The sequence below is a fragment of the Ruegeria atlantica genome, from assembly GCF_001458195.1.
Classification (GTDB): domain Bacteria; phylum Pseudomonadota; class Alphaproteobacteria; order Rhodobacterales; family Rhodobacteraceae; genus Ruegeria; species Ruegeria atlantica.
The window spans coordinates 122,585-144,112 of the sequence record NZ_CYPU01000071.1; the positions used below are offsets into that span (position 1 = coordinate 122,585).

The following is a 21,528-nucleotide window of genomic DNA, read 5'->3' on the forward strand; positions in this document are numbered from 1 at the left end:
CCCCCGCGCCACCGGCTGCGGGGGTTTTTTTGTTACAATTGGGTAGGGGGGCCGGATCAGGCTTGTAGCTGCGTGCCGGTGGCGCTTGTGATTGTTGCCTTCACGATTTGCCCTTCGGGCTGTGGTGCCTCAAAAGCGACCTCGGTGAATTGTTCGGTGCGGCCCATATGCAGGTTTTCCATCAGGATGTGATGAGTTTTGCCGATTTGGGCTTGCAGATGCTGTGTGACCTGCGCCTCACCGGCCGCGCGCAGGCGGGCGGCGCGGTCCTTGATGATGTTCCCATTCACCTGCTGCGGAATGCGGGCGGCCGGGGTGCCTTCGCGCTTGGAATAGGGAAAAACGTGTAACCAGGTCAGATCGCAATCTGTCACAAGTTTCAGCGAGTTTTCGAAATGATCATCCGTTTCGGTAGGGAAGCCAGCGATGATATCGGCGCCAAAGGTCATCTCGGGGCGCAGCTTGCGGGCTTCTTCGGCGAACCGGATGGCGTCATCGCGCAGATGGCGGCGTTTCATCCGTTTCAGGATCAGATCGTCGCCATGTTGCAGGGACAGGTGCAGATGCGGCATCAGGCGCGGTTCGGTCGCGATGGCCTGCATCAGGTTCTCATCCACTTCGATCGAGTCGATCGAACTGATCCGCAGGCGTGGCAAGTCGGGCACCAGTTTGAGGATACGCATGACCAGATCGCCCAGCTTGGGCTGCGCAGGCAGGTCGGCGCCCCATGAGGTCAGGTCAACGCCGGTCAGTACGACCTCGTTATAGCCCCGATCCACTAACCGCTTGATCTGATCCACGACAACGCCGGCAGGGACGCTGCGCGAGTTCCCGCGGCCATAGGGGATAATGCAGAAAGTGCAGCGATGGTCACAGCCGTTCTGAACCTGAACATAGGCGCGTGAGCGGGTGCCAAAACCGTCGATCAGGTGGCCTGCGGTTTCGGTGACGGACATGATGTCATCGACCTGCACGGCCTCGGTCTGGCCAATAAAGTCCGCCGCCATGCCTTTCCAGGTCTCGGGCTGCATTTTTTCGGTATTGCCAATGACCGCGTCGACCTCATCCATTTGGACAAAGGTGTCAGGCTCGGTCTGGGCCGCGCAGCCTGTCACGATCAGCCGCGCGTCAGGGTTTTCCCGCCGCAGCTTGCGAATTTCTTGCCGGGCTTTGCGCACCGCTTCTGCCGTGACGGCGCAGGTGTTCACGATCACCGCGTCAGTGAGCCCGGCTTGCGCTGACAGCTCTTTCATCGCCTCAGTCTCATAGGCGTTCAGGCGGCAGCCCAGGGTGGTGAACTTCGGCGCGCTCATTCCAGTGATTCCAGAAATTCCGGTGTCAACGTGCCCGAGAACACGTGACAAGTGGGCCCGGTCATCCAGACGCCATCGTCGCGCCAGTCGATCCAAATCGTCCCGCCATCCAGTTCAATTTGCACTTTGCGCTCGGTCAGGCCGCGACGCGCAGCAGCAACGGCTGTGGCGCATGAGGATGATCCCGAAGCTAGGGTGATGCCCACGCCACGCTCCCACACGCGCATGCGGATGTGGTCCGGTCCAATGATTTGTGCCACTTGGACATTCGTACGCTCAGGATAGAGTGGATGGTGCTCGTAACGCGAACCGAACTCGGTCAGAGGGATAGCCTCGGCCTCATCAACAAAAAAGGTGCAATGCGGATTGCCCATCCCGGTGGCCGTCGGAGCCCCCTCAATGGGCAGTTCCAGCGTGTCGACCTCCTCAGACAACGGAACCTCGTTCCAGTTCAGTTGGGGGTGCCCCATATTGACCGAGGTCAGGCCGTCTCCGGCGTCCTTTGCGTAAAGAGTGCCGCGTTCGGTCGTCAGTGTCAGGTCGGATCTATCCGATTCCTCCATCAGGAAACGGGCGATGCAACGGGTGGCATTTCCACATGCTGCCGAGGTAGATCCATCTGAATTGTAGAACACCAGATGCGCGTCCGACCTGCCGTTTTCGATCACGGCAAGCTGATCGAATCCGACCCCGAATTGACGGTGCCCGATTCCCTGCGCAAGTGCCGGACTAATCCGCGCAGCAGACGCGCGCGCGTCCACAATGACAAAGTCATTGCCCAGCCCGTGCATCTTCATGAAGGGCAAACCAGTGTTCTGTAATCCTTGCATGGCGCGCATATAACCCTGCGCCTGAAAGGAATCCACCCTGCGACGCAGATTCCTTAAAAAAGGGGGTTGACCCCCCAGCGCCACCTGCCTAATTAGGCCGCCTATCGGGTCGCCGGAAACACTGATTACTCTGGCGATACGAGGTGCAAATAAGGTCTTGAACCCGGTCGGGAAAATGACTTAAAGAGCGCCACGGATCGACAAGATCCAGCAAAAGAGTGGGCCGTTAGCTCAGTTGGTAGAGCAACTGACTTTTAATCAGTGGGTCGCAGGTTCGAATCCTGCACGGCTCACCACTTTTTTCAAAATATTTTCAATGTGTTATAAGTGTTCCATCTCATGCGGGGCATGCCGGAGTGGGTTGCGGCGTCGGCTCTAGGGGACTCATAGGGGACACGTGCGCGATTTTTGCTGCCGTATCGGGGCCACTGGTATTCAACGAGTTACTCGGGTCCGGCCCGATCACCACCACTATAAAAAGGCTGGGTGCATAACAGCCAATGACGGACTTTGCCCTCATGTTGAGGATGACCCGTTATCCCCACTGACAACCAGCAGAAAGTGGTAAGATGCTTGTTTCTTTCCATTATTGTGGAAAGGGCGCGGACGCAAACCCCACTATAGGAACAAGAAAAACCATCCCGTTTAAACGGGACGACCCTTGATTTAGGTATGGTGAAACAGGATGCAGGCGGTCATGCGCTTAGAAGTCGGCGCGCATCCCTGAGTTTGCTTTCATCCAGGCGGATAGCTGTACCGATACGCACCCAAAAACCATGTTCCTCAGCAGCCGCTCGTAGCGAATCCTTTTGGCACCGCATATGCGGAACTGAGCAAAATCCGGTCAGCTGGTCACCTTCTGGTCGCGGTCTGAATTTGGTCAGAAACCCGACAGCACCCCAGCCCTACTTCGACCGGAACACGACCGGCGAGTTCCTGTTGTGCTTGCCGGAGGAGGTGTAGCGATGAGCGCTTCGGTTATTTTGCTCGCCTTCTTCGGTGGGGATTTGGTCTGCTGATTGGCATGGACACCGGGAACGAGGCAGTAACTGGGATCAGCGGATTGGTGTTCGCGGTTTCAATACTGATGATTATCGTTCGTCCGCCGGCCGCAGACGACCGCAGATATGACGCTGCGCCGGGTGTCCACTGGTTTTGGTGGGTGTTCTGGACAGTACTGTTCTGGCCTGCCCTGCTTATTGTGTACTTTGTTCACACTGGTAAGAAATCTGCTGGAGCAGCCTTGGCGAAGAAGGAGATCGAAAGTGGGCGTGGTTAAGAAAATCTTCGGTGTAGTCGCCTTGGGGGTTGTTGGTGTAGTTGGCTACGCCGGGTTCCAATACCTCACCGACCCCAAAATGAAGTACAACCTTGCTTGTAAGCAACTTCACCACGAAACTTTGCAGGAAGCAGGCGACGACAACACGAAAGTCATTTGATGGGCCAAACGCTCCATTGTTCGTTACCCACAACTGGTCAAATATCGTGCTTCCTCTGCTAGAGCTTGGGGCGTCATTTGCAGTCTCAACGACTATTTGATTACCAGAAGACCAAGTAGTGCCATTTATCGTATAGGAATAGCCAACCGAGCCGCTCGTTGGAAATTTGAAAGCTTGAGAGGATTGGTTTGAATACTGATAGGTAGGAGTTACCGAGGTAGCCGTGTTTGTGTCGTAGGTTACGGAGCCAACAACTTGTTCTCCACCAGATACCCCCCCAGGTGCCGGAAGCGCGCCCAATTGTGCGTAGCTATAGGCCGAAGTTACGGTTCCCGGGAAGTCGATTGTAACAGTAGAAGCTTCGCTCTGAGTGGAGACAAATGTTGACGATGCAGCTGCCCCGCAAAGAGCGATTTTCTTAAAAAAACTCATAACCAAATCCCGAACTAGCTAAAATCGGAAGTGTTGCAAGCACTCGCAATTGAGTCAACTCCGCCGCAATTTTCGCCCAGCGCCTTGAAAAACAGCTCTATTTCATTGGCTTCTTCAAGAGCCTCTTGATGTTCATGCGTACACCCCTCAGAGCTTTGTCACGTTGGATTCTAAGCAAACACGCAGGGTTGTCCCCGCACCAGATGGGATTAGTTTTTCAGACTAAATTCGGACAGAGCCGGCAAATACAAAGAGAACGCTGCGTGCCTTTACGATACTTGCGATCCCAAGGCACTCATGGATCATGCTAAAGGCTTCAAAAGCAACATCACAAAACTGCCGATACTCTCCAAAACGGCCACCATTCTTGAAGGCAGTTTTAGCAAACTTGGACGGTACATGACTAAGCCTCCATACCTTGGGAAAGAGGTTGATTACCGCAAATTTGGAACGGGTGAACCGTGTCTGTTCCCGTCGCGGGAGTTGAACAAACACCATGATTTTCGGCTGTTTGAGTATTGTGCAAAGTTGCCGATGGAGCAGACGATCTTCGGCGTGCGTGACGGCACCAAGCTCAGAAACAAAATTGTCTCGGGCCTCAAGAAATGGCAGTCACAGAGAGAGGGTACCGAAGTCAAACTTGGACACCGGATCAACACTGTGTTCAAGCGCTTTTTTGCAGATAACAAGCGGTTTAAGAACTACCGGCCGTTTAAGGTCAAATGGAAAAAGCCCACAAAGCGTAAGCGATAGGGTGTTGAGGCGGGATGTTACTCCCGCCCACAGTGTTCTGAGGGGAAACGGTGATATCTTCGGAACCGGCTATTCGAGCGCTGCGCGGCTAAGGCCTGAAAGGAGCCCAAGGCGGGCGCGCAACTATGTTCCGCTGATACTGTTTTGCATGCGCTACGGAGTGTACCAAATTGGAGAGGTATACGCGCGATCCTGGACAGTCGGCTGTACTGCCTCCGGCAATGGAATTCCATAAAACGCCGCATCATATGTGGTCCAACGCGGCTTTGGAATTTCGATTACACGCACATAGTAGAACGCGCTTTCACTGGGATCAAAATCCGAATCCACCCAATAGGCATCGATGGCGACGGCGCCAATTGTGTTAGTGAAGCTTGCGGCCTCAATGTCCACAGTCGATCCGACCGGTTCACGCGCCCGCCCGTCATCACCAATTTGACGATTGCCGGATACGGCCACGTCATATACCCGTTCGTGCGTTTCACCAGCCTTATCAATCCATCCCTTAATGATCTGCACCCGATCTAGATTGGCCCCGTCCGGATCGCGCAGGGCGCGGACCAGAAAACGTGGCGCGGCATTCTCGGGCGCGTTGACGAGATCGCTGCCCATCGGAACACCATTCTGATAACCATTGGATATAAAATCTGAAGTCTGAAGGTCTGCCTCTTCAAACTCCCAGCCACCAAATACTCGAACGCGGATACGGCTGCCGGTTGTAGCATAGGCTTCTTTGCGGGTAATCGCGCCGTATACTTCCTTACGGGTGTTTTCGCGGGCCCAGACGGCGGTAAGGCCGGATGCAGATTCTTGCGCGGTCAGAATCCTTAGCGCTGGATCTTCGGCAGGAATCACATCCATATTGTGCCGATTGGCGGACGGTTCCGTGTGCTGGTACTTGCCAAAATAGTTGTCCTCGCGCGTCGTGGGTAACGCTGTGTGCGTGTCAGTCGTGCCATAAAGTCCGAACTTATAGGGGTTCACGCCGATATCACGTTCAATCTCCAGACCCACCTTGAGCGCGGACCGGGCGTACTCGTATTGCAGCATCTCGGGTGTCTTTGCCGCCGTGCCCGAGAGATTAGCAACATCCCAGCGTTCGAAATCCGCAAATTCGTCATCCGGTGACAACAATGGGTGGGTTTCCTCGTCACCTTTGATTTGGGTCATCTCGTGCATCGGTTCCCAGCGAATGCGCTTGGCCGCATAATCTGCATCCATGGGCGAACCGTCGAACTTGTTCTTGTTGAACATCAGCCCGTTCGACATATTCCCGTTATGCGGCACAGAAATGGCCTTTCCGCCGATATTGGCCTCGTAGTCGGACAAATAGTCCCACAGCATTTCCGGGTCCGGCGCTTGGAAAAACGACAAGGGGCGAGTCTTGCTGGTTTTTTCCGCACCGTCGCCAAATATGATCACGCGGTGCAGGTTGTCGCCCTTGGGTGTGAAAGTCCACTCGAACCCGCTTAGCGCCGTAAAAGTGCCTGGATCGTTGTATTCGTCTACTGTCTCGACGATATCGAGCCAGATATCACCGTCGAGGTCCAGACCAGCGGTCGGATCTCTTCCCTCTACAGTTGAGATTTCAATGATCTCTCCGAAAGCGGCCATCCGGCCTAGCTGCCCCTCTCCAAACTGGTCGTAAATGCGTCTGCCCCATTCGTCCTGCAACAGGTTTTGGTTTGACGTGCGGATTGCAGTGGATAGCCCCAGCATTTCTGCGTGCTCTGTGATTGCCAGAAAATCCAGGGGACGTATGAGTTGGACCGGTTGCCCGGTGTTCGAAATGATCTTTTCGCCGCGCGCGACACGAAACGCGTCGTGGATGTTTAGTGAGGTGCCAATCAGGCCGGCATCGAAGGAAATCTCTGTGTGAAAGTGAAGGTCGCCGAACAACACTTGATTAGGGTAAGAGCGATTGACAAACGGAGAGTAGTCCTGAGGGGGGACCGCTTCAGGCGGTGGAACTTCTCCTTCAAACGCATCAGCCTGCGATCCAGCCGTAAGCGCGAGAAGACATGCCAAAATTGTCGAACTGTTTGATTTATTGCAAAAATGCATTTCAGATCCCCTAATATTGAGCGCCCGCATGAAAATGCTAACTTGGGGAAAATCATATTCATATATTGACAGGTATAATTTTAACGATTCGTAGAGCGCGAGTCGACACTCTTCTGGCGAAACTGGGATAGATAGAATAGGTCCCCTGGATTGCAGCCCAGGAATTCACACACCCTTGAATCAGCACCCTACGTTGAACGGCGGCTTCGTCCCGCATGTCGTCAGTTGATGACCGACACATAGAATGACCGCATCGGTGCTGAGCAAGAGATTTTACCCTTTGGACTTGGCTTTATGTTGGGGGCAAATCGTGCGCACCTTGCTCATGTCTTCCAATGAGGTCGCTTTGGAAACTCCTCATGGTTTTACCATCTCGGTAAGAATTTCGGTGAATGCTTCGATGCCGGTTGTCGCTTCTGCCCATCTCGCAAACTCGACCACATCCATGCGCCGTTCGCCAGTTTCGGACTTAGCGACAAACGACTGAACCGTGCCCAAACGCTCTGCAAGTGCGGCTTGCGTTAAGCCTGCTTTGAGTCTGGCTTCTTTGAGGCCAGCTATCAAAATTTGATGCTCTCTGGTTCTGAGGGATTTCAATGTCAGGTGCCGTATTGATCAGTCGTTGGCGACCTGATAATCCCAAGTTAGAATAATCCCATTTTGGAATAAGGCTATCTAACTTGCTGAGAATTATACTTACATTCCTGCTGCTTGCTTTCGGCAGCGTCGCTTTTGCTCAGACAGCAACGGAGCGTCACAACGTAGAAACTGCATTCCGTGCCCTTGACCAAACTTCGCGCGAAACGGCGCAATTAGAGCTTCAACATCAGAACCTGTACTTACAGCAGATTGACGGCCTCTGGGGTGCCGGAACTGAGCAAGCGTTGTTGGCCGCGTTGTTTATGTTGAACGAGATTGGAACCGACGTTTCGGTAGATACAGAAACCGATGCGCAGAGTTTCCTCGACTTCATCATAGTTGGTTCCGCACAAGGTCTCATATTCGGTGAAGCCGATGAGCCTGAGGAGAGCGTTGGCTTGCCTAGTTGGCTGGCAAGTTACCTATCATTTGACGCACAGATCGCTGATTGGCGACAAGCGACCCAGCAGATCAAAGTCGCGTCTGCAGCAAACTATTACACGGCCTTGATTCCTTCCGACGCGCAAGTTCAGAGCCTGATCCAAACCGGACAGCTGCAGATGATCGCGGAACGCATTGCTCCATGCATGGATGAGATGATCGAATTCGGCGTGCAGACCGGGCAAAAACGCGTGTCCGATCCTATTTACCCTGATTTTTTGCAAGTGTGCGCAGCGCTGGTCCTTCAATAGACCCTAAAACTTGCGGGTCTTTTGGTGCCCGAACCTTCTAAAAAACTCCCCGCTAAAACAGGACACGAAATGAAACTCTTGATAGGCGCAACCGCCATGTTGGTCTGTTTTTACTTTGGTCAATGGATGTTCCGCAGTGGAATGCGATTGCAGACCAATGGTTAAAAGATCGGTGGATGGTTCCGAATATTCTGCTCCATACAGTTTTTCATCTACCCGATGATCGGCATGGCAACAATTCTATCCTCAAATTAGCGGATTGCCTGCAAAGCTAACGAGAACACCAAATACGCGTTCAATGATGCGCACGTTAGTAAAGCCGAAGGCTTCGGAAAAAGCGTGCCGGGGACCTTCTCGACGGCTGAGTTGGCTTCCTTGCGAATACCTCTTCCTGAGACTCAATCACACCATTCAAACAAACCAAAGACGAGCAGTACAAGATGGCCCTTACCACCTGTTACGAATGCGAAACTGAAATCTCTGATCAAGCCACAGCCTGTCCTAACTGTGGTGCGCCGCAACACTATGATAATGACGACGTAACCACCAAAAGCACTGCCCATGAGCTTGTGAGAGTAGTGGTCGGTTTCGTTGTCGCTAGCTTTGTCTTGACCTATGGGCTGAATTGGCTGTCACAAGGTGAACCACCAAACCCCGTCGAAATGGTGACTGATCTTTTGAGGCAAATGGATTTTGAAGTCGGCGATCTGGATTGCGAGAGCATTCACGACGAGATCATCGCGCTTTCCACAGAGCATGCTATTCAGAACGGTGGTATCACGATGCAGGCCCTTGTGAACACATCGACGGAGTCTCAATCGCCAACGGAAGTCAATTGCATCGGTCGAGCGACTTGGTCTAATAGCACCAACAGCCGGGTCGAATACTCGAAGTCATACAGCGACGGGCAGGCTTGGCTTGAGTTCCAAGAACTATTGTTTTGATATTCAGCGTTACCCCTCAGAATATCGCGTTCCGACAGACGGCGGAAAAAGTGATAACCCATTGTTAATGCGGAGTGTGTGCTGAGCGGCGCTCTAACGCGCAGAGCGTGGCCGTTCAGCAATTTTAAGCATGTTGTGGCATTGGCGCGTAGTTCGCGCGTCGGTGCCGCGCTCTAGCCACGCCACCATTCAACCAAAAATTGGGCAGAGTAAGCGGCACTTGATAATGTTGGTTTATCGCCGTCGGTCGATAGTTGAAGCCATCATTCTGCAACGAAGCAAAATCAAAGTTGCGCGGGCACAATTTTTGACCTGTGCTCATTCCAAAGTTGAATCTAAGGTGACCGCCGAAAGAAGAGATTTCAGGGCGGTATTGATGGGCGAGAACGAAACTGACTCGAAGGTGCAGAAGTCGGATACATCCGGCGGTCAAGCGCGGGGTATCTCGTTAGAAGAACTGTTTTCCCACCTCGGTGAACCCTACAGGGGCCAAGGAAGAGATCAACTTACTAACGCTCAAAAAGATGGTTTCCTAGAACCACTTGCTGACGTAGCTGATACGCCTCGGGCACGTGTGGATATTCGATCTCTCAATGACGATAAGCAAACCCGCAGATCGATATCAGAGTCCACATTTGCACGTGTTCAATCTGACGTGGAAATGCTGGACTGGATTTTCGTGGGCCGCTGCTCAGGAGAGGAAGACAGCTATGAAAAGATTCTGAACTATATGGCCGAGAAGGTACATAGGTTGCTCCGATTACAGTAAAGATCCATTTGTCGCCAGCCCACGGACAGCGCATGTCCGTTTTGGGCTGCGACCATCGGTAACTATGTCCATAGTCTGTGAGTTCTGGGCCTATCGAATGGACCTACTTATGACCATGCCAATAGCATTGGCTGCCGCCAACGCTGGGTCGCTATCGACGTGGGCGTAACGCGCTGTTGTTTGCGTTTGTGTATGGCCCAGCAATCGACCAATAATTGGAAGGGCAACGCCTTGCCCGACTGCGATGCTGGCGGCTGTGTGGCGCAGATCGTGTATTCTGATGTCCGTCAGTTCAGCCGCTTCGCAGATCACTTTCCAAGGTTTTGACAAGTTAACCAGCGGTGAGTCTGGTTTCTTGCCGGGAAATACGTAGCTCGATTCTGGGTCGCGCGTGGTCACCTTCTGTGATTCTAGAACTTGAATAGCGTCGTCCCCTAAGAACAACGGTTTTGCGCCAGTTTTGCTATCGGGCAATAAGATGACTTGCCGTTCCCAATCGATCCAATCCCATTCGCAGGTGGCGACTTCGTTCCTGCGGGCACCCGTCAGCAATAGGAGTTTGATTAGGTTGGCTACATCCGGCCAAATTGTGCCGTCGTCTACCAGATCGCGCAGCGCCTTCCCGAGTCGTTCGAGTTCAGGACCGGATAAGTACCGTTCCCGTGACTGTTCTTCAAACTTCTTAACAAATCGGCACGGGTTAGTTCCTTGCTCCCGCCATTCCCAAGCTTCGCACTTGTTCATCAACGACGACAATAAGGCCAGCATCCGATTTGCCAGATAAGGCGTATCACTCAGCGACTGATGTAAACGGCTAACGTCTGAACGCGAAACGTCTACAGTTTTGGTACTGCCCAATTTCGGGCCAATGTGCCGCTCCCAACACGATGTGTAGTCTCGAATAGTAGCTGACTTCTTGTTGGCCAGTTCCTCGCGCTGGAATTTCTCCCACGCGTCAACAAGTTTTGGAGCACCTCGTATGGCTTGCCTTTCACCTTGCGGGTCAGCACCTCGTTTCACGGCCGCCAATATCTGTCGGGCATGTTCCTTTGCTTGGTCAAACGGGATTTGCCCATGAGTGCCAATCGTCACCGAACGTTGTTTAGCACTGCGTCCACCGCCGTATGAACGATATTTGACAACGTATCGCTTTGCGCCTGAGGGCAACAGTCTGACACCAAACCCGGATAGCGTGCCATCCCAAAGAAAAAGGGTCTTATCTTCGCGGCATGTGGCGTTGTCGATTTGTCGTTTACTCAATTTCATTAGCTTTGGTTCCTCAAAACAGCCGCAGCAACCACCTAGCAACCACCGGGCATAGCACTTTGTGACAAGCAGTATGAGGAGAACGTGGGTGAATCTCAATAAAAACACAGATATTTCAAATGGTTATGCACCAATGTAGCGCAGCGTAGAAGACCGTAGAAAAGCCGTTTGAACTAACTTTTAATCAGTGGGTCGCAGGTTCGAATCCTGCACGGCTCACCACTTTTTTCTTTAAATAACAGAATCTTACCGAATACTTGTCGCAGCTTTTTGGTTAGGCGCGCCCGGTTTTCACGGACTATTCACGGACGACATTGATGCAACAGGTCAGCATCATTTCGCCCTCGCCTCTCGGTTTTCTTATCGCAGCCCGAGATTCCGCGATCAAGGTTTACATTCATTCAACATGCCCCTCACAGCGTAGATGCAGCCCTAAGTGGACGCCTGAGGCCCGCAAAATTGCTCTCTGGTAAGTGCGCTTACAGAGTGGTAAATGGCAACTGTTGCCGGTCACTCAGGGCATTTGGGGAACGGTTAGGCAGGGCGGCGAAAGCTCACGACCTGAGTTGCGTCTTGCCATGACCCTTTTTCCACTGCGTGCTCAATCAGGTTTGCCCACGTGTCCATTACCCGTACTTTCTGGTTCCACAAGCTGGCGTGGTTATAGGCAGCTCGGGGGCCAGACAGCGACTGTGACTGCCGATGATTCAGCATCGCATCAGCGACCATGGCATCGCCGATACCTAACTCAGCCAACGTGGTTAAAAATGTGCGGCGGAAGAGGCCATTTGGGTTCTTCTGTTCGATGTATCGGGCCATGACCAGAATCGCTCCTGCTTCAAAGATGATCAGAGGCACCATGTCACCCCTCTCGTCACCTTTTGTGTCACCTCTACAGGGTCACTTTTTCCGAAAAACCCTTATTTTTATGATTTTTTTGTCGAAAGCACTGGTGCCTCAAGAGGGACTCGAACCCCCGACCTTGTCCTTACGAAGGACCTGCTCTACCAGCTGAGCTATTGAGGCAAGCGATGGTGTCCTTAAACCCTAGTGCTGATGCGTGCAAGTCTCGTTAGCCGTAGACGCCTTCAATGCGCGTTATGATGATTCGGACAGCGCAAATCGCTGGCATCCCACTCCATTCCTGAACTGCTACAAAAAAACTAACCTTGCAAAGTACTTAGCCTCGTCTTTGTTGCTGCTTCGTTTAGATTGACTGATTTGTTTTATTTCTATATTTCATGAAATATGATAGAACGAATAACAAACCAATTGGCCATCCTGGGTCATCCGCAGCGCATCCTTGTGTTTCGTATGTTGATCCGGCGTTTTCCTGACAGCGTCCCTGCCGGAGAGTTGGCGGATGAGCTCGACCTGAAGGCCAGCACTCTATCCAATTACCTGAACGCGCTGCAGCGTTCCGGGCTGGTCAAGCAGGAACGTTCCGGGACGTCCCTGCTCTATTCGGTAGAAATGAATAACGTGCAGCAGATGCTTGATTATCTGATCGTTGATTGCTGCCGTGGTCGTCCAGATATCTGCATGCCTTTTGCTCAGGGAAGTGAGACGGTGAAAAATCGGAAGTTCAATGTCTTGTTTCTGTGCGTGGGCAACTCTGCCCGCTCAATATTTGCGGAATCCTTGCTGCGCCAATTGGGGGGTGACCGGTTCAACGTTTACTCGGCCGGTACCCAGCCCACGTCCCAGCTCAACCCTTTCGCTTTGCAGGTCCTGAGCGACAAGGGGCATGACACCTCTATCCTGCGGTCCAAACATATGTCCGAGTTTGCGGCGCCCGACGCGCCCGAGATGGATTTTGTCTTTACCGTCTGCAATCAGGCCGCAAACGAGGAATGTCCTGCCTGGGAAGGCCAGCCAATCAGCGGCCATTGGGGAATGCCCGACCCGGTAAATGCCACAGGCACGGATGCCGAGAAAAGCCTGGCCTTTCAAAACGCCTACGGCGCGCTCAAGCGCCGGATCGAGGCCTTTACGTCTTTGCCGGTCGAAAGCCTCGACGGGATCGCATTGCAATCTGCTGTTGATGATATTGGCAGGACACCCACTGAGGACATCAAATGACGACTTATGCTGTGAACGGGCTGGGCCGGATGGGAAAACTGGCCCTGAAGCCGTTGTTGGACAAAAGCGCAAAGATTGCATGGATCAATGACGCGGTTGGCGATCCTGAAATGCACGCACACCTTCTGGAGTTTGATACTGTGCATGGGCGTTGGGACGCCACGTTCGAGCATGATTCCGACAGCGTTACGATCAACGGAACCCGTCTGCCATTTATCGGAACCAATGACCTGTCTGAACTGCCGCTGGACGGCGTCGATGTGGTGATCGACTGCACCGGTGTCTTCAAGACAGAAGCCAAATTGGCGCCGTATTTCGAAGCTGGTGTGAAGAAGGTTGTTATCTCGGCCCCGGTCAAGGATGGCCCGACTGCCAACATCGTCATGGGCGTGAATGAGACTACTTATGATCCAGCTGCCCATAGCATCGTAACGGCGGCGTCCTGCACAACCAATTGCCTAGCACCTGTGGTCAAGGTCATCCACGAAAACCTGGGCATTCGCCATGGGTCGATGACCACGATCCATGACGTGACCAACACACAAACCATCGTGGACCGCCCCGCCAAAGATCTGCGCCGGGCGCGCTCGGCGTTGAACTCTTTGATTCCAACCACCACCGGTTCGGCCACGGCGATTACGCTGATCTACCCCGAACTCAAAGGGCGGCTGAACGGGCATGCCGTGCGCGTGCCGCTATTGAACGCCTCGTTGACCGATTGCGTTTTCGAGGTTGAGCGTGAGACAACCGTCGAAGAGGTCAACGCGTTATTCAAAACCGCTGCTGACGGTGATCTGAATGGCATCCTCGGCTATGAGACGCGGCCGCTGGTTTCTACCGATTACACCAATGACGAACGGTCTTCGATTGTTGATGCGCCCTCGACCATGGTGGTCAATGGCACACAGGTGAAAATCTATGCCTGGTACGACAACGAAATGGGCTATGCGCACCGCTTGGTCGATGTCGCGCTGATGGTGGGTGCTTCGCTGTGACCCAACGGCCCGCAGGACTGTCGGCCTATATCGCGGTCACGGCGGCCTATTGGGCCTTTATGCTGACCGACGGGGCCCTGCGTATGCTGGTGCTGTTGCACTTTCACACGATGGGGTTTTCGCCGGTTCAACTGGCATACCTGTTTGTACTTTACGAGATCGCTGGCATCGGCACGAACCTTGCCGCGGGTTGGATCGCGGCCCGGTTCGGTTTGACATCGACACTTTATGCTGGGCTGACATTGCAGGTTGGGGCACTGTTGGTTCTCACTGAATTAGACCCTAATTGGGCGATTCCAACCGAAGTTGTCTTTGTGATGATCGTGCAAGGGGCCAGTGGAGTCGCCAAGGATTTGGCCAAGATGTCCTCAAAGTCCGCGGTCAAACTGTTGGCCCCAACTGACGGCGGGGGGCTGTTCCGCTGGGTTGCGGCCTTAACCGGGTCAAAGAACGCCGTTAAGGGGCTTGGCTTTCTGCTTGGGGCTGCGTTGCTGGCTACCTTGGGTTTTATGTGGGCCGTTCTCGCAATGGCGGTGATACTGGCGGTGATTCTTGTCGCCGTCATCCTGTTCATGCCGCCCGGCCTGCCCGAGGGTCGCAAAGACGCCAAATTCTCTGAGGTCTTTTCGAAATCCGCCAACGTGAATTGGTTATCAGCTGCTCGAGTCTTCTTGTTTGGTGCACGGGACGTTTGGTTCGTGGTCGGCATCCCGATCTATTTCTACGCGGTACTGTCGGACGGAACCGAGGATGGCAACCGTGCCGCGTTTTTCATGATCGGCACGTTCATGGCCGTTTGGGTCATACTTTACGGAGCAGTTCAGGCCAGCGCGCCGAAAATCCTGCGTGCAAAGGAACGCCCGGAAGGAGACCTTATCCACGCAGCCAAGAATTGGGCCGCAGCACTGTTCTGCGTGCCTGCTGCCCTGACCATCGCGGTTCTGCTCTCGTCCGGCCCCGAGACATGGCTGACCGTTACGTTGGTCGTGGGCCTTTTGGCCTTCGGGGCGATCTTCGCCGTCAATTCAGCGCTGCATTCATATCTTATCCTGGCCTTCACCAAGTCCGAGCGTGTGACGATGGATGTGGGCTTTTACTACATGGCCAATGCAACGGGCCGCCTTTTCGGCACAGTCCTATCTGGTTTGACATATCAAATCGGTGGACTTTCACTGGTTCTGGGCACCGCAGCCGCGATGGTCGCCTTGGCTGCACTGACATCCGGCAAACTGACCGATCAGACAAAAGAGGCATATCCATGAGCATCTTCGAACGCTATCTGACTGTCTGGGTCGCACTTGCCATGGTTGGCGGCGTGTTGATCGGTTTGGCCGCCCCCGAACTGGTTCAACTGATCGCCTCGGCCGAAGTGGCCAGCGTCAATCTTGTGGTAGCTTTGCTGATCTGGGCGATGGTCTACCCCATGATGGTCGGCGTGGATTTCGGCGCAGTGGCGGGCGTTGCCCGGCAACCACGCGGGTTGATCGTGACGCTGGTGGTCAACTGGCTGATTAAGCCTTTCACCATGGCCTTTCTGGCGGTTCTGTTCTTTGACCACGTCTTTGCGCCATGGATTAAACCCGAAGACGCGGCGCAATACACCGCCGGGCTGATCCTGCTGGGTGCCGCGCCCTGCACCGCTATGGTGTTCGTCTGGTCTCAGCTGACCAGGGGCGATGCGACCTATACCCTGGTGCAGGTTTCCGTGAACGACTTGATCATGGTGGTGGCATTCGCCCCGATCGTGGCCTTTCTGCTGGGCGTGACCGATATCCAGGTTCCATGGCAAACGCTGTTTCTGGCAACTGTTCTATATGTCGTATTGCCGCTGATCGCCGGCCTCTTCACCCGACACAAACTGGGATCGCAGGAGGCAATCGATGCGTTTTCCGCACGCGTCAAGCCGTGGTCGGTCATGGGCCTGATCGCCACGGTCGTCATTCTGTTCGGCTTGCAGGGGCAGACCATTCTGGCCAAACCACTGGTGATTGTCTTGATCGCAGTGCCAATTCTGATCCAGAGCTACGGTATTTTTGCCCTGGCCTACGGCACAGCCTTTGCTTTGAAAGTGCCGCACCGGATCGCCGCACCCTGCGCCATGATCGGCACGTCAAACTTCTTTGAGCTGGCTGTCGCTGTGGCCATCAGCCTGTTCGGATTGAACTCGGGAGCAGCGCTGGCGACGGTCGTAGGAGTTCTGGTTGAAGTCCCGGTGATGCTGTCGCTGGTTGCCTTCGCAAACCGTACACGGGCGCGGTTTCCAGAAGTCGAAACGCAATACTCTAAAAAAACACTCAATTCCAACTGACAAATGGTCAGTCGCGGAGATCACCCAAAAGCGTAAAGTGAACCGAAAACTCGGGTTCACTAACGCTTTGTCTCGAAGTACTACTCGTGCTTCAGCAGCTGTCAAAAATGGACGAAGTTCAATTTCAGCTTGATAAGTCGTCTGCATTAACCGAATTTCTGCGCAAGAGTGAGTCAGTGCTTTTGTCGAGCCCTGACGCAAGCATCAATTCAGACAAACCTAGTTAGCGTGAGACTATTTTGGCATTAATAAGCAATCGCAGAAAAATAATGAATGTGTCTTCCAGTAGCGCAGTGCTTTCCAAGATCGGAGATTACGATTTCCTGTCTGTGGACATCTTCGACACCCTCCTCTTTCGCCATTGCAACTCTCCCATTGATGCCTTCGGTTTCATGGAGGAGCACATAGAAACAAGGCAGGTGACCGAGTATTTTAAGGACTATCGGGTCGCAGCCGAGCAATTGGCTCGGGAAGACGCAGACCAGAAAGGACTGGAGGACGTTTCGTTAGACGAGATTTATTTTTGTTTTCAACAACTCACGAATTGTAGCGGTACGCAAACTGAGCAGATCAAACAGCTCGAACTAGAAACGGAAATGGACCTGCTTCACGCCACCAATTTTGGAAGAAAGTTGGTGGCCAAGCTAAAAAACACAAAGAAACGACTTGTCATCACGTCGGATATGTACCTTCCCCAAAACTTTCTTGAGAAAGTGCTGGAGGCAAAAGGAATTATCGGATGGGAACGCGTCTTCGTTTCGAACGAGCAAGGAAAGACCAAACATACTGGCAACTTGTTCGAAGAGGTGGTTGAGTATTTTGGTGTTCCACACGAAAAAATTTTACATATCGGTGATAACAAACATGCCGATGGCAAAATGGCTGCCGGCGCAGGTATGCAGTCCCATGTAGTCTTGGCTAGCAAGGACGTACCTGCCAGATCTCCAAAACCAAAGCACCATTCCAATATTCTTGCAGGAACCCGCCCAGTCTTTCAGATTTTTTCCGCGAATTTTCTGGAGACACATCATTACGATGCTGAAAAGTTAGACTTCCGTACATTATCCGAGGACCAGTACTTTGAGGCCGTCGGGGCCGTATTGGTCGCGCCATTGATCACATCGATGCTTATCTGGATGAAGCAGGTGATGGACAAAAAGGACATCTCGCGCATTGCATTTCTTGCACGCGATGGGATGTTTCCCAAAGCTGCGTTCGAACTGCTGTGGCCAGACAAATATGACACGCAGTACTTAGCTGCGTCTAGGCGATTGCTCACGCTGCCATTCACTGTTCTGGAACCCGACACTATTGGTGGTATGCTTCATACGACCTTGGCGAATTCGGAAACATTGCAAGAATTCCTGAACAAGATCTCAGGCGGACCAAGCCTAAAAGGAATCTTTGCAAATCACGGCTTGAGTGAAACAGAGTCACTCACGAGAAATACACGCAAACAGGCCTTGGGTCTTCTCAGGGAAAGCCCCGAGGCTTTTTATCAATCTTTCGCGCATGAGCGCGACCTGCTGACAAAATATTACCGTTCAGCTTTTCCTGCAGGCACGAAGACCGCTGTGTTTGATGTCGGCTGGCGCGGTAGCCTACAGCGTTCAATTTGCGAGATCGTGGGCACGGAAGCGGATGTCGTCGGTCTGTATTTCGGAACAAGCCCTCACGCCATATCAATCCTAAGGCGCGGCGGTCTGGATTATGAAAGCTATACAGCATCAAATGGGCTTCCGTCCCAATTGGCCGCCTGGTTTACCGATTTTCGGGATATCGTTGAGTTTTTCTGTTCAGCAGATCATGGCAGCGTCCTTGGATTACAAGAAAATGACTCAGGTGAGATATCTTGGAGCACTGCTGATGTCGGCGACTTGGAAGCAGCCAACCTCCGGCGCGCGAAAATAATTCAAGATGCCGCGCTGAATGCTATCGAGTCTGTACTCAAGGCAATGTCGGCCGAGACGATATCTAAATATACCAGACCGAAAGATGAACGCGACTTGCGTCAATTTCTGAGAAAGCCGCACCGCCTGGACGCCCATAGATTCAAGAATGTCAGAATCTTCGATGGAGTGGGAGACACAACTGGTGAGAGCCTGACCAGAATTGGTGAACGTAACACACATTATCGCAACGCCAAAAATAGTCGGTGGCGAGCAGCATATGCATCTCAACTCAACCCCTTTTCGTACGCCCTACTGAAGTTTGTGTTAAGAAAAAGAAAGAAAGTTAAACTATAGCTACCCACATTTTTCGAAAACTCCATCGAGATTGCAAATGTAGGTGTTACTTGCGTCTTTCTTTGGCTAGTAACAATGAATGTCATACGGGGCTTAGTGACCTGCTACGTATAACCGCCAATTAAGGGCGTTTTCTAAATAATCGCAAAGCCTTAAAATAGTTTCGGTTTTTCTTCGCGGCTCTATCACGCCTTTTTTTTCTGTTAGCCGGAATATCATAGGTATAGTGGGTTTCAAGCTCTTGCGATTTCCCCCCAATAAACGAACAACTTCCGGGAACACCAACATTTGGGTATTTTTCGCCCAGATGTTTTATTCCACGCCAGTAACGCTCTGTAACATATCCCTTGGAGTAGTGCTGAAACTCAACGGGCAAAACCATGACAGGAACGCCAAAATTCTCCTGTGCATTGATACAAAAGTCTTCGGCGTAAAGGTCGAACGTTAGGGCCTCATCAAACCGTAACCTAGGTCGATCCCTTAACAGCCGAGTGTGTATTAAGATCGCCACGCAATCCAATGTTTCAACCCAAGTCGGTGACGTAACCGGCAGACCAACCTGTAGCACCGAAGAGCCATCTTTTTCACTACATTTATGCTGTCCAAACCCGACCGGCGCATGCCCGTCCAGCCTTACTCCAAAGGTCCCGTAGACTGCTTCGTGTGCCAAGTTCTCTGTGCCAAACAACTCTCCCTGAACTTCAAAGTCTTCATGAACGAAAAACAGCCACACATCCTCATTCAAGTGGTTATCTATGATTTCGTTGTATAGCTTCGGCAAGCCTGCCGATCGACCGCGATTGTCAAATAGGTGAATATCCACATTCAACAAAAACTTGTTTTCAGAGAACAGTTCAGTTGCCATCTTTTCATTCACAAACGGAACGAAAATCTTCAACGGGTCACCGTTTGAAACTGTCATTTCTGACCCAGTTCATTTTGTTTTTGACGCTGAAAACGCCGCACTGAATTCCAGTACGAGATTTTCAGCGGGTGGCGGTACATTATGCGGCGCCAATCAAGTTGCCCTATGTCGTCTCGCATAGATAAATCCTTAATGGAATTTGGCAGCATACGGTCGTAGTTGTGTAGCTGCTGCTCGTGAATCTGCCGGCGAAAATCGGTCAGATATCTTGACGAGATTGACACAGGCTTCCAGTAAGACTCGATCGTTCTCCATTCAGTCTCACCCTTGCACCACGGAAACGGAACGTTTTCGAATGTCCGATATTCCCGTTCAGTTGGCGTTGTGACCAGGCGCGTAAGGCAGAAAAGGTTGAAGTCCTTCAGTTCCCGGCGATCTAACGTATCCTTTATCGGCGCGATCATACGGAGGAAATCGAGAGCCCCTCGTTGGACGCAAATAGAAGCGAGGAGTCCAACATCGGTGATCGCTTCAGCCTCGCCATTCAAAGCCACAGATATGTCTTTCCCAGAACTCAAATTGGGAAAGGATGCTTTAGGGTTGGCAAACAGCAAGTCAAAAAGCACTGTACTTCCTATTACCGACACATCGGTGTTCGTCGCGTTCGAACCGTCAAGCAAATACGCTGAAGCTCTTTCCTGGCGAACCAGAGAACTTTGACCAAAAATACAATACCGATGCACTTGTGGCGAAGTTAAAAAATCAAAGTCCAGAGCGCTGCCATCGACATCCACAATAGCAATGTTTTTAAAATCTCGGGCTTTCCATGCTTCAATACGATGCCATAACTGTTTGCGTTCTTCGGAAGAGACGTTCGAAAGATCACTGGTTAAAACTTCTATCACTTCGCTGATCGAATAACATGATAATGGCAGTTTCAGAGTACTTAGCGATTGCTCAATAATCTGGACTTGGCCAGGCGGAAGAAGTAGCTCATCGAACTCATCCTGCGCTGAGCGTTCCGCAATATAGTCACAGAACCCCAGCAACACCGGCCCGCAAACATTGAAGCCGAAACTATAAAGATCGGGTTCCTCGGGATCGACATGAGGCATTCGCGCTGCGATCTGGCCCAATATCAAGTCCGAAGTGAACGTGTATTCTCCGCAGTCTTGATCAACAAATGGAGCATCATCCTGCCTAAGGCAATCGCTGTGTTGGTTTACATGAATTTCAGTTATGGCGCTGTCCACGTCGTCGTTCATATTCGTGAGTATGCACTGACCGAAATGCAGGGCACGGTTTGGTGCAGACTCCTCGTTAGCTGCGGCTTTCAAAAGAAAGTGACGGCCATCCAAAGGGCTATACAACGCATCCAGTTCAATCCCGAGTGCCTCCAAGAACCTAGATACTTGGTCTTTGTTCATTTGCGTATCATTGATGCCGATCAGTCGCTTCCCCTTATCCCGAGCAACCGTGGCAATCATAACAAAGGCTTGATTTAAAAAGTGGAACTTTTCTTCGCACTCCCTTTCATCGTCAGGCGTCACGGTGTTGTCCGGCAGAAGCACTGCAAGAAGGCTGTAAATCTCGTTTAGACTGATCTCGGATGCTTCATTGGTTCCAAAACGCCGCTCGGCAAGCTGCTCCGCCTTTAGTCGTGCGCCACAGAAACCTTCGACACCAAGTGACTGCTCCATAAAACGGAAAACGCCATCCGAGCTTAGCACGCAACGCGACAGCAATGTTTTAGAAACATCAAACGCGATGACGTCGTGGTTTTCGATGAGGTTCGAAATTGTCGAAAACGCGTAACCCGTCCGTCGAACGACTTCAGCCTTGTTTCGTTCCTGCGACAGCATAGACCCTTCCAACACGAGGTGAGTAAAAT

Annotated in this window: 18 protein-coding genes and 3 tRNA genes; 11 read left to right on the forward strand and 10 right to left on the reverse strand. The window is 52.3% G+C overall.

Annotated elements, in window-relative coordinates:
* Nucleotides 1–56: 56 nt before the first annotated feature.
* Nucleotides 57–1,313, reverse strand: coding sequence for a tRNA (N(6)-L-threonylcarbamoyladenosine(37)-C(2))-methylthiotransferase MtaB (gene mtaB, locus RUA4292_RS19835; protein ID WP_058279157.1), 1,257 nt, complete (start codon nt 1,311–1,313; stop codon nt 57–59).
* Nucleotides 1,310–2,152: a diaminopimelate epimerase gene (gene dapF, locus RUA4292_RS19840; RefSeq protein ID WP_058279357.1), complete on the reverse strand. Its 843-nt coding sequence runs from the start codon at nt 2,150–2,152 to the stop codon at nt 1,310–1,312. Before dapF ends, mtaB begins: the two co-directional genes overlap by 4 nt.
* 211 nt (nt 2,153–2,363) lie before the next feature.
* Between dapF and RUA4292_RS19845 the strand changes: the two genes are divergently transcribed.
* Nucleotides 2,364–2,439: transfer RNA gene (locus tag RUA4292_RS19845), tRNA-Lys, on the forward strand.
* Nucleotides 2,440–3,339: 900 nt separating this feature from the next.
* On the opposite strand, the gene RUA4292_RS24625 is transcribed toward RUA4292_RS19845, so the two are convergent.
* Complete coding sequence (locus RUA4292_RS24625) at nt 3,340–4,014, reverse strand: hypothetical protein (protein WP_145975028.1); 675 nt, start codon at nt 4,012–4,014, stop codon at nt 3,340–3,342.
* Between the two features lie 399 nt (nt 4,015–4,413).
* Between RUA4292_RS24625 and RUA4292_RS19855 the strand changes: the two genes are divergently transcribed.
* On the forward strand, nt 4,414–4,767 hold the full coding sequence (locus tag RUA4292_RS19855; protein ID WP_145975029.1) for a hypothetical protein: 354 nt from the start codon (nt 4,414–4,416) through the stop codon (nt 4,765–4,767).
* A gap of 153 nt (nt 4,768–4,920) precedes the next feature.
* Here RUA4292_RS19855 and RUA4292_RS19860 read toward each other — a convergent pair whose 3' ends face one another.
* Both RUA4292_RS19860 and RUA4292_RS19865 read right to left on the reverse strand, forming a co-directional pair.
* Complete coding sequence (locus RUA4292_RS19860) at nt 4,921–6,795, reverse strand: DUF3604 domain-containing protein (protein ID WP_233493506.1); 1,875 nt, start codon at nt 6,793–6,795, stop codon at nt 4,921–4,923.
* A gap of 393 nt (nt 6,796–7,188) precedes the next feature.
* Complete coding sequence (locus tag RUA4292_RS19865; RefSeq protein WP_058279161.1) at nt 7,189–7,428, reverse strand: helix-turn-helix domain-containing protein; 240 nt, start codon at nt 7,426–7,428, stop codon at nt 7,189–7,191.
* Nucleotides 7,429–7,511: 83 nt separating this feature from the next.
* Here RUA4292_RS19865 and RUA4292_RS19870 point away from each other — a divergent pair, with 83 nt between their 5' ends.
* From RUA4292_RS19870 to RUA4292_RS19880, 3 genes are all read left to right on the forward strand, one after another.
* Complete coding sequence (locus tag RUA4292_RS19870) at nt 7,512–8,162, forward strand: hypothetical protein (protein ID WP_058279162.1); 651 nt, start codon at nt 7,512–7,514, stop codon at nt 8,160–8,162.
* A 440-nt stretch (nt 8,163–8,602) separates the two neighbouring features.
* The gene (locus tag RUA4292_RS19875; RefSeq protein WP_058279163.1) at nt 8,603–9,106 is read left to right on the forward strand and encodes a zinc ribbon domain-containing protein; all 504 of its coding nucleotides are present in this window, start codon (nt 8,603–8,605) and stop codon (nt 9,104–9,106) included.
* A gap of 226 nt (nt 9,107–9,332) precedes the next feature.
* On the forward strand, nt 9,333–9,875 hold the full coding sequence (locus tag RUA4292_RS19880) for a hypothetical protein (RefSeq protein WP_145975030.1): 543 nt from the start codon (nt 9,333–9,335) through the stop codon (nt 9,873–9,875).
* 90 nt (nt 9,876–9,965) lie between these two features.
* Here RUA4292_RS19880 and RUA4292_RS19885 read toward each other — a convergent pair whose 3' ends face one another.
* Nucleotides 9,966–11,141, reverse strand: coding sequence for a site-specific integrase (locus RUA4292_RS19885; RefSeq protein ID WP_058279165.1), 1,176 nt, complete (start codon nt 11,139–11,141; stop codon nt 9,966–9,968).
* Nucleotides 11,142–11,303: 162 nt separating this feature from the next.
* On the opposite strand from RUA4292_RS19885, the gene RUA4292_RS19890 reads away from it, so the two are divergent.
* Nucleotides 11,304–11,363 (forward strand) — tRNA-OTHER (locus tag RUA4292_RS19890).
* Nucleotides 11,364–11,675: 312 nt separating this feature from the next.
* Here the strand turns inward: RUA4292_RS19890 and RUA4292_RS19895 are convergent.
* Nucleotides 11,676–12,002 (reverse strand): hypothetical protein, encoded by a 327-nt coding sequence (locus tag RUA4292_RS19895; protein ID WP_058279166.1) that lies wholly within the window; start codon nt 12,000–12,002, stop codon nt 11,676–11,678.
* An 89-nt stretch (nt 12,003–12,091) separates the two neighbouring features.
* A tRNA-Thr gene (locus RUA4292_RS19900) sits at nt 12,092–12,167 on the reverse strand.
* Nucleotides 12,168–12,389: 222 nt separating this feature from the next.
* Here RUA4292_RS19900 and RUA4292_RS19905 point away from each other — a divergent pair.
* From RUA4292_RS19905 to RUA4292_RS19925, 5 genes are all read left to right on the forward strand, one after another.
* The gene (locus RUA4292_RS19905) at nt 12,390–13,223 is read left to right on the forward strand and encodes an arsenate reductase/protein-tyrosine-phosphatase family protein (protein ID WP_058279167.1); all 834 of its coding nucleotides are present in this window, start codon (nt 12,390–12,392) and stop codon (nt 13,221–13,223) included.
* Nucleotides 13,220–14,218 (forward strand): ArsJ-associated glyceraldehyde-3-phosphate dehydrogenase, encoded by a 999-nt coding sequence (locus RUA4292_RS19910; protein ID WP_058279168.1) that lies wholly within the window; start codon nt 13,220–13,222, stop codon nt 14,216–14,218. Before RUA4292_RS19905 ends, RUA4292_RS19910 begins: the two co-directional genes overlap by 4 nt.
* Entirely contained in the window at nt 14,215–15,480 is a 1,266-nt protein-coding gene (gene arsJ / locus RUA4292_RS19915) for an organoarsenical effux MFS transporter ArsJ (RefSeq protein WP_058279169.1), read from the forward strand. The genes RUA4292_RS19910 and arsJ overlap by 4 nt, the downstream gene beginning before the upstream one ends.
* The gene (gene arsB, locus RUA4292_RS19920) at nt 15,477–16,526 is read left to right on the forward strand and encodes an ACR3 family arsenite efflux transporter (RefSeq protein WP_058279170.1); all 1,050 of its coding nucleotides are present in this window, start codon (nt 15,477–15,479) and stop codon (nt 16,524–16,526) included. Before arsJ ends, arsB begins: the two co-directional genes overlap by 4 nt.
* A 269-nt stretch (nt 16,527–16,795) precedes the next feature.
* Nucleotides 16,796–18,772 (forward strand): HAD-IA family hydrolase, encoded by a 1,977-nt coding sequence (locus RUA4292_RS19925; RefSeq protein WP_058279171.1) that lies wholly within the window; start codon nt 16,796–16,798, stop codon nt 18,770–18,772.
* Nucleotides 18,773–18,893: 121 nt separating this feature from the next.
* Here the strand turns inward: RUA4292_RS19925 and RUA4292_RS19930 are convergent, their stop codons facing one another.
* Together RUA4292_RS19930 and RUA4292_RS19935 are read right to left on the reverse strand one after the other, a co-directional pair.
* Nucleotides 18,894–19,694, reverse strand: a complete 801-nt coding sequence (locus RUA4292_RS19930) for a hypothetical protein (RefSeq protein WP_058279172.1) — start codon at nt 19,692–19,694, stop codon at nt 18,894–18,896.
* Entirely contained in the window at nt 19,691–21,499 is a 1,809-nt protein-coding gene (locus RUA4292_RS19935) for a hypothetical protein (RefSeq protein WP_058279173.1), read from the reverse strand. The genes RUA4292_RS19930 and RUA4292_RS19935 overlap by 4 nt, the downstream gene beginning before the upstream one ends.
* Nucleotides 21,500–21,528: the final 29 nt, after the last annotated feature.